The sequence below is a fragment of the Bacteroidota bacterium genome (assembly GCA_016194975.1).
Classification (GTDB): domain Bacteria; phylum Bacteroidota; class Bacteroidia; order Palsa-965; family Palsa-965.
In genome coordinates this window covers 108,598-125,759 of sequence record JACQAM010000012.1, presented here as the reverse complement: position 1 = coordinate 125,759, position 17,162 = coordinate 108,598, and the positions used below count along the sequence as shown (strand labels likewise).

Sequence of the window (17,162 nt, the reverse complement as noted above, 5' to 3'; positions counted from 1 at the left end):
ATTTTTCTGGTGTGTTTTATTTTCCGTTTAAGCGGAAAGGTTAATGAATTGAATTCAACAAAAATCCCGCTTACATCCGGAGTTATCCGAACTGTGTGCGGGAATTCATTAACAGGGAAATGTGCGGAGAGAAGTTCCGCTCAATTACTTGGACCGTGCGAGATGCGCGTCGAGAGCGGAATCCACTTCCGCCAGATCGGCGAGAAGTTTATCCGGATCATCTACGATTTTCGATTGCGCTTCGAGATATTGAGTTGCGAATTGAAGAGCCGCCATCGCGAGGAGATCCTGTTTATCCTGTACCTGGAATTTCGACTGGAGAGATGAAACTTTTTCATTCACACGTTTTACAGCTTCGTGAACTACAGTTTCTTCTCCCGAATCAATTTTGATCGGGTACGAACGACCTGCGATTGTTATTTTGACGGACTTCTCGCCCATTTTTTTTGGTTTGGTCCAGGTGAATCACCTGTTAAGTTGAGCGATGCATTTATCTATTTCCCGCACCAGCTCGTTTATCCTGAGTTTTAAAGCAGAATTCTTTTCGTTATCACCGGAAATGTTTTTAGAAATTTTCAGAACGTTATTCTGGTCTTCGATTTTCTTATTCAACTTTTCCAGTTCGTCAGCCCTGTTTTTCAAGCGGGTAATCTGCTCGTGAAGACGCAAATTTTCCTTCTGCAGGGCTTCCTGCAAATGTAGCATTTTTTGAGTCTTTGCCTTGACGCTTTTGGCTAAAGCGATGATCGACTTCACGTAAAAACGGGCTTGAATTAATACTTAGGTAAATATAATCTTTTGGGTTGATTGTTAATGGTTAACAGCAAAATATTGTTTGCGCACCAATGAAATAAAAGAAGCAACAGCGGTTTAGCAGCCCGTCCGACCGGGCCATCCCCGTCCGTACCGGCACGGGCGGACGGGCGGGCAGCGGAAGTGGTGAAGTGATTTACAGAAAAAGATTTCTATTTCGAAAAAAATTACTGATTGGCAATGCTATTTTTCTTCCGGGCAAATGAATTCAACGCAACCAAAATGAATGCGGGGAGAAAATAACTTTTCATCTTTTAAATAGAACTTACGATTTAAAAAAATAAAAAAAGTGAATTTAACGTGCTGTCGAAATCAAAAATGCAAAACGAACTGCGGCCTGAATTCCTGAACGAATTTGCATTTGAATTATTTAACACCATGGCATAATTATCGCACAATGCAAGCAAATGCTTTTTCGTAACTTTATATTTAATTCATGAAAAGAATTTTTGTTTTACTTTTTTCCCTCGCGCTTGTGCATGTGCGCGCTGCATACCTGCTCATACCTATGGATGACGCGCAGAAGGATCATTTGAAAGCTTACGGAATTGCCTATTGGGTACTTGAACAGGGCGGCGATGAACAATGGTTACTGAATTACCGCTACGGAAGTTTTCTCATCAAGTATGAAAAAAGTTTTGAGAATGAATGCAACGCACGCGGCGTGAGCTTTGAAACACTGCCCGATGCAAAAGTGACTTCCATTCTCGAAGAAATTACTTCTCCTGAAGTGAATATGGATGCGGTGAAACTTGAAAAACCACCGAAGATCGCTGTGTATTCTCCGCCCGACAAACAACCCTGGGATGACGCGGTAACGCTTGTGCTCACGTACGCAGAAATTCCTTACCAGGTAGTTTATGATGAAAAAGTAATGCAGGATACTTTGTTGCATTACGACTGGATCCATCTGCATCACGAAGATTTCACCGGGCAGTATGGAAGATTCTATGCTGGATTCTCCAATGCGCCGTGGTACCGTCAGCAAGTGGCGACCGACGAATCGATGGCCGCAAAACTCGGATTCAAAAAAGTTTCGGAGATGAAACTTGCCGTTGCAAAAAAGATCCGCGACTTCGTGGCAGGAGGTGGATTCATGTTCGCGATGTGTTCCGCAACTGATTCTTATGACATTGCGCTGGCAGCAGAAGGAATTGACATTTGCGACAAACAATATGACGGCGACGGAATGGATATGAACGCCAATTCGAAACTCGATTATTCAAAGACTTTTGCCTTCACGAATTTTCATTTGAAAATGAATTCGAATGAATATGAATTTTCAGATATCGATACCTATGAAACGCGCCAGTCGAAAGGTGTGAACGAAAGCAACGATTATTTTTCGCTCTTCGAATTTTCTGCAAAATGGGATCCTGTTCCCACTATGCTTTGCCAGGATCATGCAAATCTTATTAAAGGTTTTTGGGGACAAACAACAGGATTCGACAAAGCGCTCATCAAACCGGGCGTGCTCATTATGGGCGAAGACAAAGCGATCAACGAAGCACGCTACATTCACGGTGATTACGGAAAAGGGATGTGGACGTATTACAGCGGGCATGATCCGGAAGATTACCAGCATCGCGTGGAAGAACCTCCCACTGATTTGTCTCTCTATCCGAATTCAGCAGGATACCGTTTGATCCTGAATAATGTTTTGTTTCCGGCAGCGAAAAAGAAACATCAGAAGACGTGATGAGTTTTGGATTTTAGTTGTAAGTAAGGGCATCTCTAAAAACACAGAAATGCAAGGCGGGAATTTACTATTCGTAAATGAGGATTTTGAGGACGTAGCCCAACGCAGCAGTTCGAAGTTATTAGAGATGCCCGTAATTTAGAATTGATTCTTCCAAACCCATAACTCATAACTCATAACCTGTATCTAATTTTATTTCCCGCATTATACTTCTGTAAGCGGCAATTCAATTAAATTTAGAAATGAAATTCTCCCCAAGAAAGTATTCCCCTTCCCTGCTCTTCCTGTTTTTATTTTCGTTCTCCGGATTTTCATTCGGCCAGTCGAAACATTTTTACATTCAGCGCGATTTTCAGAATTGCGGAACGGGTGTAAAAGATTCTTCCGGGAATTGGGTGATACAACCAACTTTCGAAAATATCGCCGCCTTGTCTGATAAATATTTCCGCGTGGAAGCCGTTTCTAAAGTGGGGGTTTACGACAATAAAGGAAATCTCATCATTCCCGTTATTTATGAATCGATCTACCAGGAGCACACCGATGACGGTTATGAATTCATGGTAAAAAATTCTGATAAGAAATGGGGAGTGATGGATTCAACAGGGAAAATGATCGTTCCCGTAAAATACCGCGATGCTTCCATTTATGAAGACGGAACTATAATTGTCCGTTACAAATGGAGAAAAAATTTCAGGACAGACATTCACCGCGATTCCATTCGCATTCGCCAGAAGATGCATTCGGAACCGCGTTATATCGCGGATCACCGTTTCTCATTCACAAAAGATTTCGATTTCATCTGGAGACAGAAATACGGCATGATGGACAATAAAGGAAATGTTCTTTTCAAACCTAAATACAGCAGCGTCAGTTTTTCAGAGGAGGAATACAGTTTCACCCGTCTCGAACAAAAACATCACGTGTTGTATTGTGACACAACCGGCCGGATCATCTATCGTTTCACGGCCGACCGGAGCATGACTTATTTTTACATCGATGAATTTGATTATGGATTACCCCAAGGCCCGGACGTGAACAACTCCGGTTACATCGTCGGGATGAACAAGAAACACTGGGGAATAATTTCTGCAACCGGCGATACGATCGTTCCGTTCATTTATAAATATGCTTTTGGGGGCAGCGGATACGGTTCTGATGGTAACATCCTGGAATTTCAAACGGACAGTGCCACCGGAATTTTCGATTGTGATAAAAGGAAATGGATCCTTCAACCGGTTTATTCTTATCTCGATCAGGTAAATTCTTATACCGTTACTTCCGATTCTTCGAACGGTTCACCGCTCATCGTTTTCGTTGCAAGAAAAAATAATCTGTTCGGCGTCCTAACTTCATCGGGACAGGAAATAGTTCCTTTCCGTTATACGTATTACAATAAGGAATCCGACGATATTATTTTCACCAATGAGAATGAAGGCATGGTGCTTACTTTTCCATCGGGATCGGAACATCCGCAGGATGCAAAAGACAGCACATTGGTCATGGTGTACTCAAAGAATGATGATGCCCGTGTAGTGAGCAGAGCGCCGGCAGGAAATTATTTTTCCAAACAAGTAGCAAGCGATGGAGCCGTTCTTTTTCTCGACACAACTCTTATCCATAACCGCAACCAGAAACTCTGCTACATTCCCTACAACAGTTTTTACAAATCAAATTCATTCACCTGGGATAGCTTGCTTCATGCAACGGCCATGATCGTTCGTCCCATGAATATTGTTTCAAGAAATTCCGACGGCTCAGCGCTGGCCGGATTCCGTCGGGCTGATCTCATCAACAGGAATTTCGATAATGATTCGGAATATTATTATCTCCGCGATGGAAAATTCAGTTTCACTTCACTCTACAATTGTGAACTCCTTACGCACGAAACCGGAATGAATTATTTCAGGGTGTATCACTATTACCGTCCAGGTGCAGGAATTATTCGCAGCGATGGAAAAAAAATAATCCCTATCGGGAAGATCAGAAGTGCGCAAGTGATTTACAGGAAAGATTCCGAAGAACCGCTTTTCCAGATCACTTCTTTCAAACATGAAAAACAGGGAATCATTGACAGTGATGGAAAATTGCTCGTCGATACGACCTGGAATTATATTATAACCAGGTATTACGTGGATCATCTTCTCGAAGTAGAACTCAGGCCCAACAGGAAAGAATCTGCTTTTCATAAACGCACAAATAATGTTCAGCTCCTCGACATAAGAACCGGCGATGTAGTCATTCCTTATGGACAGCATCCTAATTTTATCACCTACATCGGGTCAGAAGATGCACTGTGCATAATGCCCGACGGTGAAAGGGTTTTCAATGCAACGCAGAAAAAATTTGTAACGGGCGGATTCAACCGGATTCACGAACTTGATGACGATGGAAATTATTTTGCCGTGAAAACATGCACAGGAAATATCGGGCTCATTGACAAAAACGGAAAATTCCTTACCGATACAATGTGGAAAGCGATGGGCATGGCCGATTATCACGCGTACGCGCGTAAAGGAGGAGATAAAGCGGCCAATCTCCATTATTTTGTTTTCTATAATGAAAAATCGCATTTTACTTTCGATGCTACAGTGGGAATGATCATTCCCGATTCACTCGCTTACAACGAGGTGCTCCGCCGGGCTTCCGGAAATTTTACCACCGATCTTTATTCAAACAAATTTATCACGGATCAGCACCTTCCTGCCATTGATTATTTCAGCGGAATGACGTACGACTCTCTTCCCGCATGGACGCACGCTGTACTTTATGATTCCATTCTTTTTCCGAAAAGATTTCACCAGGACACCACTCTTAATTACAGTTATTACAAATGCGAATTCTGCGAGAAAAATTTTAAAAAAGTTTATTTCTTCTACAACTGGATGCCTGATTACGAATATTCCTCGCATGCACATTTTGTCCGATACTGCACCGATTCTGTGATCTCTGTAGCACGAAGTAATTATTCCTATCCACCTTTCTTCCATGACCACCTTCCCGAATGCGATTTCATGTTCAACACCATGTTGTTCAGCGACGGGCCTCATCCACTATTGCTCGATTCGCTTTTCACGGGAACAGAATGGAAAAATTTCATTATTCAAACCGTGATGGATTACCTGCAGAATAATCTTGATGTAAAAGGAGAATGCACCAATCCGTATATGTTCCCGAAGATCCTGCAAAGCAGTTTTCTCATTTGTGAAAAAGGAATTGAATTGTATCCGCCCGGATTTACGCACAACCAGGAAGCGTTGATGATCTTTATTCCCTGGGAAAAAATTGCTCCCTACATGCGCGCAGATGTGAAAAGGAAATTGGGAGTGAAATAAATGTTTTCGGTTCTGATAATTCATCATTAAGAAAAAATTCAAACCGTAAACTGTAAACCGAAAGTAATACCGCCGGTCAATACTAATAACCGCTCTTAACCGCGTAATTTTCTGCTGCCAAACCTTTCTTATCTTCGGTACGCTTTTACCAATTCTTCACTCATGAAAAATATTCTGAAAACTCTTCTTCTCGTTCCCGCAACACTCTTTTATTTTTCTTCCTTCGCACAGGACAGTGCTGCCACGAATAAAAAAGGAAGCAAACTTCGCTTTACAAAAGTGGCCGAAGAAAAATGCACAAGCGTTAAAGATCAGTTTCACTCCGGCACCTGCTGGTGTTTTTCCACCGAATCATTTCTCGAATCGGAATTCATGCGAATGGGAAAAGGCAACATCGATATTTCTGAAATGTGGATCGTGCGCGCAGGATACATCGAAAAAGCAAAAAAATATATGCGCATGATGGGCAAAACAAATTTCGGCCCGGGAGGAGAACCACATGATGTGATCAATCTTTCTGCAACTTATGGAATTGTTCCGCAGTCTGTTTATTCCGGTTTGCCAAATGGAGAAGACAAGATCCGCCACGGAGAAATGGATGATGTGCTCAAGGCAATTCTCGATGCACAACTGAAACTGAGCGAAGGAAAACTTTCTCCGAACTGGCTGGCTGCTTTCACGGCCGCACTCGATGCGTACCTCGGAGCACCTCCTGCGAATTTTGTGGTCGACGGAAAAACATACACTCCGAATTCCTATGCCACTTTTCTCGGATTCAAACCATCCGATTATGTGGCGATCACTTCTTTTACGCATCATCCTTTTTATTCGCAATTTCCATTGGAGATTCCCGATAACTGGAGTTGGGGAATGCTTTATAATATTCCGATGGAAGAAATGAATGCAGTGGCAACGAATGCTGTGATGAATGGATTCACGGTGGCGTGGGGCGCTGATGTGAGTGAGAATTTTTTCGCGTATCGCAGCGGGCTCGCTATTGTTCCTGAAACAGATTGGGATAAAATCCCGAAAGAAGAAAAAGATTCTATTTTTCTGAAACCCTGCAAAGACAAAGTGATCACACAGCAAATGCGCCAGGATGCGTTCGATAATTTAAGCACGCAGGACGATCATGGAATGCAGATTTCCGGAATGGTGAAAGACCAGACCGGGAAAAAATATTACATCGTAAAAAATTCCTGGGGCGCCGAGAATAACGATCTCTCCGGATATTTTTATGCATCGGAAGCTTACTTCGAATTTAAAACGACAAGCATCCTTATCAATAAAGCTGCGCTCCCGAAAGACATTGCGAAGAAGATGGGATTTATTCAGTAATGGCTTTCGGGTTTTAAAACTCATTGTTTTAAGAACTGCTCCGTAGCCCTTACTCCATACTCCGTACTCCCAACCCATAACTCATTACTCATTACCTTCGCATTATGGCTGAGTATTTTTCTCCTGAAGAATTAATAACGTTGAAAAAGAGTGAAGGCAAAACGCTCTCGGCCGTTCATTATCATTTCTGGCAGAATAAAACAAAACCCGGCGATATTTTTGAATTCCTCGATAAACTGGAACTTATTTTTTCCGACAGAACGCGTCTTGTTTTTTCAGGAACACAGGATGATGATCCCGGAATTTTTTTATTGGAAGATTTCGATGCTGAGAAAACAAAATTTCTTCTGCTAAAAGATTATGGCGGACAGATCGATCAGCGTTCCGAAGATTTTTCTCCTGATGAATTATGGAAACCTGCCATTGGAAAAAAACTCGTTAAAATAGAATTGGTGGACGATGGAGAAAATATGTATCGCAATGATGCCGTGCTGCTGAATTTTTCTACCGGGAAAATAGAACTCAGTCCTGCCATGGAAGGGTTGATCGTGGAGCCGTTTGAAGAGGTGTGATTGGTTTGTTGGGTTCGTTACGTTGCTGGTGTTGGTTATGTTGGTTATGTTCCTTGTATTGGAAAAATCAATCTGTGAAAATCAATGTAATCCGTGGCGATTTTTGTCAACATAGAAATAGGCCGGTTTTTGCAGGAGAATAATTTGCCACTGATTTTCATAGATTATCACTGTTTAATTCGGTAAAGAATTAACTTTAGTTCGTGAGAAAATTATTCCCGCTTTTCATTTTCGTTTTTTGCTCCACCTCTCTTTTCGCGCAATACGATGCCGATCGTTATCCCGTTATTCCACGGCCTTATACACTTTTACCTTTCAACGGAGAATTTTCTTTGTCCAATTCAACCGTTATCGTTACCGACAATAAATTCTATCGCAACGAGATCGATGCTTTCCGCGATGAAGTAAAAAATATTTATGGCGTCGATCTGAAGTATTCGAATAAAAAAGTTTCTTCCGGTTTCATTTATATTTCCGAAGACAGCACCGACATTCCCGATGAAGGTTATGATCTTTTTATCAATCGTAATGAAATAAATATTTACGGCGGACATGCAGGAATTTTTTATGCGCTGCAGAGTTTGTTTCAATTGATCCTGAATCCGAATACTGATCTTGGCCCCGTTGGCTATCACATTCCATCGTGTTCCATCGTCGATCAACCGCGTTTCCCCTGGAGAGGAATGCATCTCGATGTGTCGCGGCATTTTTACGATAAAGAAAAAATAAAAGAATATTTACGCTGGATGGCCATGTACAAGCTGAATGTTTTTCACTGGCATCTCACCGACGACCAGGGCTGGAGAATTGAAATAAAAAAATATCCGGAACTTACTTCTGTTGGCGCGTGGAGAAGCGGAACACTCATTGGCCACGAAGGCGCGAACGACCCTCCACAGTACGACACCCTACACTACGGTGGATTTTACACGCAGGATGATATTCGGGAAATTGTAAAATATGCGCAGTCACTTCACATTACCATCGTTCCCGAAATTGAAATGCCCGGGCATTCGCTTGCGGCTCTTGCAGCATATCCTGAATTGAGTTGCACCGGCGGGCCCTTCGAAGTTTCAAAAACGTGGGGCGTGTTTGATGATGTGATGTGCCCGAATGAAAAAACATTTGAGTTCATTGATGAAGTGGTGAAGGAAGTGAGCGAATTATTTCCCGGGCAATACATTCACATTGGTGGCGATGAATGCCCGAAAGCAAGATGGAAAGCCGATCCGTATTGCCAGAAATTAATTGCAGATAATAAACTGAAAGATGAAAATGAATTGCAGAGCTGGTTCACGAAAAAAGTGGTTGCCATTCTTCAGAAGTATCACAAGAATGCAATTGGCTGGGATGAAATTCTCGAAGGCGGATTGGCCGATGGCGCCGCAGTAATGTCGTGGCGTGGTGAAGACGGAGGAATTGCTGCAGCAAAAGCAAAACATAATGTGGTGATGTCGCCCGGCGGATGGTGTTACTTCGATCATTATCAATCGCAGAATAACAATGAACCACTTGCGATCGGCGGGTATCTTCCGCTCGACAAAGTTTACAGTTACGATCCTGTTCCCGCTTCATTGAATGCAGATGAAAAAAAATACATCATGGGTGTGCAGGCAAATGTCTGGACGGAATACATAGGCACGTGGCCGTACGTGCAGTACATGGTGTTCCCGCGTATATGCGCACTCGCGGAAGTGGCGTGGACCATTCCCCAGGAAAAAAATTATTCTCATTTCGAAGAACGGGTCATTCAGCATTTTCATTTGCTCGACAAACTGAATATCAATTATGCAAAAAGTATTTTCGATCTACAGGCAAAGATCACTTCCAATTCATTCAGTGGAATTTCACTCGGGTTGAACACGAACAAAAAAAATGCGAAGATCATGTATTGGTTCAATGAAGGAGATTCTGCACGACATTACGTTTATGATTTTCCGATAACGATCAACAAACCACTGACCGTACACGCTGCACTTTTTATCGATGGAAAACAATTGGGGAATGAAAACACCTGGGTTTTCAATTACAATCTTGCAACAGGAAAACCAATTTCACTCCGCAAGCCGCCGAACAAAAGTTACAATACAGGCGGAGCATTTTCACTCATTGATGGAATAGAAGGACAAACGAATCCGTGGAGAGGAAATGAATGGCTGGGATTTTTAAAAGATACACTTGATCTCATCATTGATCTTGGAAAAACAGAAGATTCTATTTCGGAAATCGGTTTCGATTATCTTGTTGATCATGGAAGTTGGATCCATGCCCCGGTCAAATATCAAATTGAAATTTCTACAGACGGTAAAAATTATTCTCCAGCCAATCTTCCGTTATGGGGCCATCTTGAATCAGAAGGCGGAGATAAGCAGAATACACACGGATGGAGTAATGTAATAACGGTGGTTGACCCAAATGATAATAACGAGATGAATTACGCCAAGGCAAGATTCATTCACATTATCGTTTATCCTCAACTGAAAATTCCTCCCGGAAATCCCGGCGAAGGAATGGCAGCATGGTTATTCGTTTCAGAAATAGAAGTTCATTGAAAAAAATATTGGAAATAGCAGTCTTCAGCGTCGAAGGAGCAATGATCGCAGCAGATGCGGGCGCCGACCGCGTTGAACTCTGCAGCAGTTACCTCGAAGGCGGACTCACTCCATCTTTCGGAACCATCGCGCACGTGTGCAAGTTTGCAGGCGTGCCGGTACACGTGATGATACGCCCGCGCGGGGGAAATTTCATTTATTCCCCGATAGAAATTCAAACGATGTCGAATGATATTGCGCTTTGCAAAGAACTCGGTGCTTCAGGAGTTGTCTTCGGTTGCCTCATCGGAGAAAATAAAATTGCAGAAGAAAATATTCAGCGCTTGAAAGAAACTGCTTCCGCAATGGAAATAACATTTCACCGTGCGTTCGATCTCGCAGAAAATAAAAAAGAAGCGCTTGAAATTTTAATTCAATGCGGAATTCAGCGCGTACTCACTTCAGGCGGAAAAATAAATGCACTCGAAGGAGCGGGAATAATTGCAGAACTGAATTTATTTTCTGAAGAAAAAATAATTCTCATGCCGGGAGGTGGAATCAATGCAGAAAACGCAAGACAAATTGCAGAAGAAACAGGATGCAGCGAATTTCATTCTTCCGCAAAAGCAATTTCAAGTAATGGAATTCCGTTTGACTTTGGAAAAGATGTGTTGCCCGATAGAAATATCATTGCCGGATTAAAACGTGCGTTGGGATGAAACTGATTTCTTATTTGAACAGAGAGAGACGAAGTTCTCAGAAATTTTCTTTGCGCCTCAGCGCCTTAGCGGTTAATTTATTTTTTTTCTATTCTGCAACCATCTTCGCTCAATGCACCACCCAATCGCTCAACTCCAACTGGAAATTTTCCGAAGCACAAAAAAACAACTGGATGCCCGCGACAGTTCCCGGCACTGTTCACACCGATCTTCTTGCCAATGGAAAAATTCCCGATCCTTTCATCGGCGACAATGAAAATAAAGTGCAATGGGTGGAAACAAAAACATGGGAATACAAAACCGCTTTTGATTGCGATAAAGAATTGTGGAAACAGAAAAACAAAGAACTCGATTTCGAAGGGCTCGATACGTATGCTGATGTTTATCTTAACGATTCATTGCTCTTCACCGCCGAGGATATGTTTTTGTCCTATTCCAAAAATGTAAATCACATTTTGAAAAAGAAAAATAATATCCTGAAAATTATTTTTCATCCCGCTTCTGAACTCATCGCAAAAAACAAATCGCTTTCTGATGTTGATCATCTTCCAGGAGGCGACCGCGTGTACATACGAAAAGCACAGTACCAGTTTGGATGGGATTTCGGCCCACGATTAGTAACCTGCGGCATCTGGAAAAATGTGAAACTGCTTGGCTGGTCGCATAATTTTATCCGCGATGCAGATTTCTCCACTGACTGGATCGACGGCGATTCGGCGTCCATAAAATATTCTATTGTCCTCGAAAAATTCAGAAACAACAGATTCTCATTATCGATCGCAGATGATTCGACAACGTATGAAACCAATGAAATTATTGATGAACTGGTTTCCGGAAGAACCATCATTGAAGGCCATTTCACAATTCATCATCCGCGTTTGTGGTGGTGCAACGGAAAAGGAAAACCGAAAATGTATAAAATGAAGATCAAACTTACTTCGGGAAAACACGAAGATGAATACAATGAAACATTCGGCGTACGCACAATTGAACTTGTTACGAAGAATGAAAATTTCCAGGATGATTTCCGTTTTCTGCTCAATGGTGTTCCCATTTTCATCAAGGGAGCGAACTGGATCCCCTGCGATAATTTTATTCCACGCGTAACGAGAACAAAATATTCTTACCTGCTGAAAACCGCAAAAAATTCAAACATGAATATGCTGCGCGTTTGGGGCGGAGGAATTTATGAGCAGGATGTATTTTATGATCTGTGCGATTCACTGGGCATCATGGTGTGGCAGGATTTTCCATTTGCGTGCGGCATGTATCCGGGCTCACTTCACTTTTACAACGTAGTGAGAGATGAAGCGGCCGATAATATTTCGCGGCTCGCAAATCACCCTTGTCTTTCTTTGTGGTGCGGCAATAATGAAAACATGGAAGGGTGGATGAACTGGGACTGGCAAAAAGATTTTACTTCTGCGGAAAAAAAGACGATTGAAAAAAATTACAGGGAACTTTTCAATGACTCAATCGGTTTGCTTAAGGTGATGCTCGGCCGCGAGACCTCGGATAATTTTCCTTACCTCCCCGGTTCTCCTGAATTCGGCTGGGGACATGATGAAGCATACAAAAAAGGAGACGTGCATTACTGGGGCGTGTGGTGGGGAATGAAACCATTTTCCGCTTACGATTCGCACGTAGGAAGATTCATGACCGAATACGGATTCCAGGGAATGCCGGCACTTTCTACTTTCAAATTATTCAACGGCGGAAAAAACTATTTAGAAAATGAATTCGATACCTGCGCTCACCAGAAAAATGAAAAAGGCGCTGCAACTATCGATTGGTACATGCAGCTTGCTTATCCTGTTCCCAAAAATTTTGAAGATTATATTTATGTTTCGCAGGTCATGCAGGCCGATGCGATGACGCGTGCAATAAATGATCATCGTGCGGTCCTGCCTTATTGCATGGGAACTTTATTCTGGCAATACAATGATTGCTGGCCGGGAATCACGTGGTCTTCGATAGATTATTATGGGGAGAAAAAAATTATTGATTACAAGTTGAAAGAATTGTATGCGCCGGAAAGCGTGATCATCTGCAAAAAAGGAGATTCACTCTGCGTAAATATGGTGAGCGATGAGGAAGAAGATAAAGCAACCATGATCCGCTGCGAATGGAAATCGCTGGATGGAAAATTACTTGAGCAGCCGGAAGAGTGGCAGGAGGAATTCATTAACCACAGCAGCAAGCAGGTCAAGTATTATCCCATGAGTTATCTTACTGCTAAACTCGATCTGTCCAATGCTTATCTCGAGGTTACCTGCAGGAATAATACGGATACGATCTGTTCCGCAATTTATTTTGTTGCCGCAGACAAAAGCCTTCGCCTTGCAAAAGATCCGGGCCTGGCATGGGCGCTGAAAACAGAAAACGGAAAACAATATTTGGAATTCACTGCCAACTCCGTAGCTAAAAATGTTTATCTCACTTTTGATTCTTCTGCAATCGTGATTGACAATAATGGTTTTGATGTTTTGCCCGGAGAACCAAAGAGAGTGGAAATTCACACCACGTTTTCGGAGGAAGAATTGCGGAAGAGAATAAAAATTCAGATGATGAATAATTTAGGGAACTGAACTCTCTTGTTCAGCCCTGGTAATAATTAGTTTTTCTCCGGTTGTGAATGATAAGGAGATTTACCAAGACGATAACCGATATTTATTCCTGCTTGTACCATAGAGTAGTCAGTACTTTTTTCATCAGTAATATATTTTATTCCGAAAGTAACTGACGTGGAAAAACACATACGCTCGTTTATATTGATAAGAACCCCGTTTACAAGGCCAGATTCTAAGAAATACTCTTCGTAATTCACGTAATTCACAAAATAATAGTTGTAATTATAGTAACCTCCACCTGAATAAACCGCTTCGTGGTAAAGCACTCCTCCATACTGAACAGATAATCCGCAGTAATAATTGAATATCCTGTTCTGACCATAAGGATAAAAAAGAAAATTTAACCCGGTAGAAAAACTTTTATGCTTGTTATAATAAAGTTCATAATCTTTATTTTCTGGAATCTGCTGCGTAATCGTATATATACCACTCGAAAGCGGGATCATAACGGAGAACTTATCCCGAATGATATTGAATTCATAATTGAAAGTAATAATTCCGAGGGTCAGATCAAGCGCATTGAACGACGCATTATTCCGGTGTTTAATCCCGTTGAATTCCGTCGAATTTCCGATAGTAGCATTGTCGAGATTCTCTACATCTCCATTCCGGTAAATAATCCTCGATATCTCCGCTGTTTTAAGAATGAAAACCGGGCTATCGGGCATTCCCGTTCTGTAATATTTCACAGCGGTCTCGCTCACCTCAATAATATTTGCATTGATCCTATCTCCGTTTTTTTTCACGATCGTATCCTGCGCACACAATTTTGCCGCGACAAGCATCAGGAGAATTGATAATATTTTTTTCATGAGGAGGGTTTTTGATAAACAATTTCAGAATCTAATTTACAACTTTCCCCCCTAAATCAAAATTTCTGATCTCTTCTCCGGAAAGAAGAATCTTTTGCAAACCACTTTCCGGCATCAATGTACCAGATCACTTTTGCCGAGAAAGAATTATTCTGCGGCGAATTGAAAATATATTTTGAGTCCTCAATATAATTTGCCTTTAGTAAATTATCCTGTGTAAGTATCGCATTCTTCCACACCACGCTTACCTCGCTACCGGGAAGAAATTGCCACGTAAAGATCATGTCGATGTTGAATGCATTGAAACTTACATCGGAATTTCCATTGTAATAAGCGTCTTCCACTTTTCCCGCATCGTTCAGTAAAAAATAAGATTTGTAATCGGCCTGCGACCAATAATGACGCACACGCAAGGTCAGTCCCATTTTATTGGTGAAAATATAATTCAGCGTCACCGTGTTCGTTATCGTGTTCAGATCGCGCACACCGAAAAAAAGTGAATCGTTACGATAAGCCACGTAACCAACGTTGTCATGCTTCAGTTCCTGTTCCCACTTGTAAACAATGAATAATTTATCGTTCACTCTCCAGCGTGGCGCAAGATTGTAATTGAAGATCGTGCGATTCCGTTCTAAAAATATGCGGTAATTGATACCGCCATCAAGCGCAAATTTTTTCCGGTAATCGGAAGAGATAAATCCACCGAGCTGATAATTTTTCGGATAAATGAGATAACGTCCCGGCACACGCGTTTCAAAATAATCGTAGGAAATTATTGGATCAGCCAGCCAGTTCACACCGCATGTAAACCAATTCCGGAAAGTAAAAATGTGTTTTCCGGTTATAGTAAAAAAAGTATAATGGCGCGGAATGAATAGACTGCCGAGATCAAGATCCACATTATTCAGCATGAAAATAAAATGCCCGAATGGTTTGAAAATATTATACGACTGCGAAATTCCGTAATCAACCACGTTGTTACGATCAAGGTAACCCAGATCATTCGGATCGAATTTATCGGATACTACTTTGTAACGCGCCATTGCTGTATATTTTCCGGAAACTTTTCCGGCCGTGATGTTGTAACGATAACCGGTGCTGGCAGAATTTCCGGAAATAAAAATATTGCTCATGTCACCAAAACCTTCTATCGCATATTTATTTTTTTTGTCGCCCGCGCGGAACTGCACGCTGCTCACATCCGCATCGCGCGCGTTACCTTCGCGCAGCACGCCCGTGTTGAGAAAACCGATATAGGAATTGTTCTTCAGAATTTTATCAATGACCAGCACATTATAATTCGTGAGCGGATTCGTTTCAATTCTGCGTGAAGTATGTTCAAGAGTATCGGTCACGGTTGCGAACGAAGGTGCAGAGATCGCATTTAAAAATCCAACGCCGAGTTTCGATGGAGTGCGGCCGGAAATTTTCACCGCATTGTACAAGCGTGTATCGGAAGGATTATCGCTGATCACTTCATTCGAATCCAATTGAGAAGAAACAGAATTGTAATTCACCGGCTTCCCTCCTATTCTTCTCGAATAAAAAAGATCGTTCTTATTGAAGAGTTCTGTCCCTTCCGTAAAAAAATATCTGCGCTCATCGAATTTCACTTCCACCGGAGAAAGATTCAGCACAAGATTATCGCTCAGCGTTTGTCCGAAATCGGGAATGAGCGTCATGTCGAGCGTAAAACTTTCGTTAATCCCATATTTAATATCCATTCCTCCATTGGCAGAAAAACCGGTGCTCCCGTTATAATTTTCAACGTAACCCGAAACGTAAGGAAGCAAAGCAAGGCGAACGGGAGAAATAATATTTTCCAGCCCTTTCAAAACGCCGCACTGGTTGATAACGCCCAGCGTATTCGGATCGACACGATTCCAGTAAGAAATTTCACGATAACGCCGAATGACGCGTTCGAAATTCAATCCCCATTCCTGCACCTCCTTATTCGGAAAACGAATGGCCTGAAAAGGAATTTTCATTTCCACACACCATCCTTCTTTATTGATCACCGCTTTACTGTACCACACCGCATTCAAACTCAGATCTCCTTTATCAACGGTGTAACGCGCATCGGTTTGCACACCGGCAGCAGTCACACCGAAAAAAAATGCATTTCTTCCATCGTGGTAAGTGTCAAGAAAAATTGCAAACGCATCTGCATTATTCTGAAATTCATCCCGCGGCCCAAGCTGATGGAGAATACTGTCGGGCGAATGATCGTACATGCGCGCAAGCACATAAATTCCGTCATTGTTGTAAACGATCTTCACTTCTGTTTTTTCGCGCGAAGAAGTATCGGGGTGAGGTTGAAACTGAACAAAGTCAGCAGCGATCTCTGCATTTTTCCAGCAGGAATCATCCGGAACTCCGTCGATAACGGGAGCCGTTGTAACACGAAGTGCATTCATGCTCCGGCAAATATTTTCCTGCGCGTGCGCGAGTACGCTTATGCACAGAAAAATAATTATCGGAACAACTTTTTTCATTGGAAAAATAACTGACAAAGGTAACATGTGCGCCGGCATTGTTGTTATTTCTGAAAATTATTGTGCATCAATTCGGCAGCTATTTTTCACCATGCTCAAATGGAAATAAGACCGGTCATCCTCAAAAAAGGGGAAGTCATTGGCCAATTGTCATTAGAGGTTTGATAAAATATTATCACAAATGACCATTGCCAAATGGCCCCTGACCATTGACCCCGCAT

At 42.1% G+C, this 17,162-nt stretch carries 11 protein-coding genes; 7 read left to right on the top strand and 4 right to left on the bottom strand.

Annotated features, from left to right (window positions below; all coding sequences use genetic code 11):
- Positions 1–144: 144 nt before the first annotated feature.
- Positions 145–441 carry a cell division protein ZapA gene (locus tag HY064_09225; GenBank protein MBI3510835.1) on the bottom strand — a complete coding sequence of 99 codons (297 nt, stop codon included), beginning with the start codon at positions 439–441 and terminating at the stop codon, positions 145–147.
- A gap of 24 nt (positions 442–465) precedes the next feature.
- Positions 466–756, bottom strand: coding sequence for a hypothetical protein (locus tag HY064_09220; GenBank protein MBI3510834.1), 291 nt, complete (start codon positions 754–756; stop codon positions 466–468).
- A gap of 493 nt (positions 757–1,249) precedes the next feature.
- Between HY064_09220 and HY064_09215 the strand changes: the two genes are divergently transcribed.
- The 7 genes from HY064_09215 to HY064_09185 all read left to right on the top strand — a co-directional run bounded on the left by HY064_09215 (position 1,250) and on the right by HY064_09185 (position 13,592).
- Complete coding sequence (locus HY064_09215) at positions 1,250–2,512, top strand: asparagine synthetase B (GenBank protein ID MBI3510833.1); 1,263 nt, start codon at positions 1,250–1,252, stop codon at positions 2,510–2,512.
- Between the two features lie 242 nt (positions 2,513–2,754).
- Complete coding sequence (locus HY064_09210) at positions 2,755–5,844, top strand: WG repeat-containing protein (GenBank protein MBI3510832.1); 3,090 nt, start codon at positions 2,755–2,757, stop codon at positions 5,842–5,844.
- Between the two features lie 162 nt (positions 5,845–6,006).
- Complete coding sequence (locus tag HY064_09205; GenBank protein ID MBI3510831.1) at positions 6,007–7,182, top strand: aminopeptidase; 1,176 nt, start codon at positions 6,007–6,009, stop codon at positions 7,180–7,182.
- A gap of 104 nt (positions 7,183–7,286) precedes the next feature.
- On the top strand, positions 7,287–7,754 hold the full coding sequence (locus HY064_09200; GenBank protein ID MBI3510830.1) for a hypothetical protein: 468 nt from the start codon (positions 7,287–7,289) through the stop codon (positions 7,752–7,754).
- 203 nt (positions 7,755–7,957) lie between these two features.
- Positions 7,958–10,306, top strand: coding sequence for a beta-N-acetylhexosaminidase (locus tag HY064_09195; GenBank protein MBI3510829.1), 2,349 nt, complete (start codon positions 7,958–7,960; stop codon positions 10,304–10,306).
- Entirely contained in the window at positions 10,303–11,004 is a 702-nt protein-coding gene (locus HY064_09190) for a copper homeostasis protein CutC (GenBank protein ID MBI3510828.1), read from the top strand. The genes HY064_09195 and HY064_09190 overlap by 4 nt, the downstream gene beginning before the upstream one ends.
- A 50-nt stretch (positions 11,005–11,054) precedes the next feature.
- A complete protein-coding gene (locus HY064_09185; GenBank protein ID MBI3510827.1) occupies positions 11,055–13,592 on the top strand; it encodes a glycoside hydrolase family 2 protein in 2,538 nt (845 codons plus the stop codon).
- A 26-nt stretch (positions 13,593–13,618) separates the two neighbouring features.
- Here the strand turns inward: HY064_09185 and HY064_09180 are convergent, their stop codons facing one another.
- A complete protein-coding gene (locus HY064_09180) occupies positions 13,619–14,446 on the bottom strand; it encodes a hypothetical protein (GenBank protein MBI3510826.1) in 828 nt (275 codons plus the stop codon).
- Positions 14,447–14,502: 56 nt separating this feature from the next.
- On the bottom strand, positions 14,503–16,941 hold the full coding sequence (locus tag HY064_09175; GenBank protein ID MBI3510825.1) for a carbohydrate binding family 9 domain-containing protein: 2,439 nt from the start codon (positions 16,939–16,941) through the stop codon (positions 14,503–14,505).
- Positions 16,942–17,162: the final 221 nt, after the last annotated feature.

Excerpts from the sequence above, each read along its gene's own strand:
- HY064_09175 (MBI3510825.1), bottom strand. The coding sequence starts at position 16,941 with ATGAAAAAAGTTGTTCCGATAATTATTTTTCTGTGCATAAGCGTACTC.
- HY064_09215 (MBI3510833.1), top strand. The coding sequence starts at position 1,250 with ATGAAAAGAATTTTTGTTTTACTTTTTTCCCTCGCGCTTGTGCATGTG.
- HY064_09225 (MBI3510835.1), bottom strand. The coding sequence starts at position 441 with ATGGGCGAGAAGTCCGTCAAAATAACAATCGCAGGTCGTTCGTACCCG.
- HY064_09210 (MBI3510832.1), top strand. The coding sequence starts at position 2,755 with ATGAAATTCTCCCCAAGAAAGTATTCCCCTTCCCTGCTCTTCCTGTTT.
- HY064_09180 (MBI3510826.1), bottom strand. The coding sequence starts at position 14,446 with ATGAAAAAAATATTATCAATTCTCCTGATGCTTGTCGCGGCAAAATTG.
- HY064_09200 (MBI3510830.1), top strand. The coding sequence starts at position 7,287 with ATGGCTGAGTATTTTTCTCCTGAAGAATTAATAACGTTGAAAAAGAGT.
- HY064_09205 (MBI3510831.1), top strand. The coding sequence starts at position 6,007 with ATGAAAAATATTCTGAAAACTCTTCTTCTCGTTCCCGCAACACTCTTT.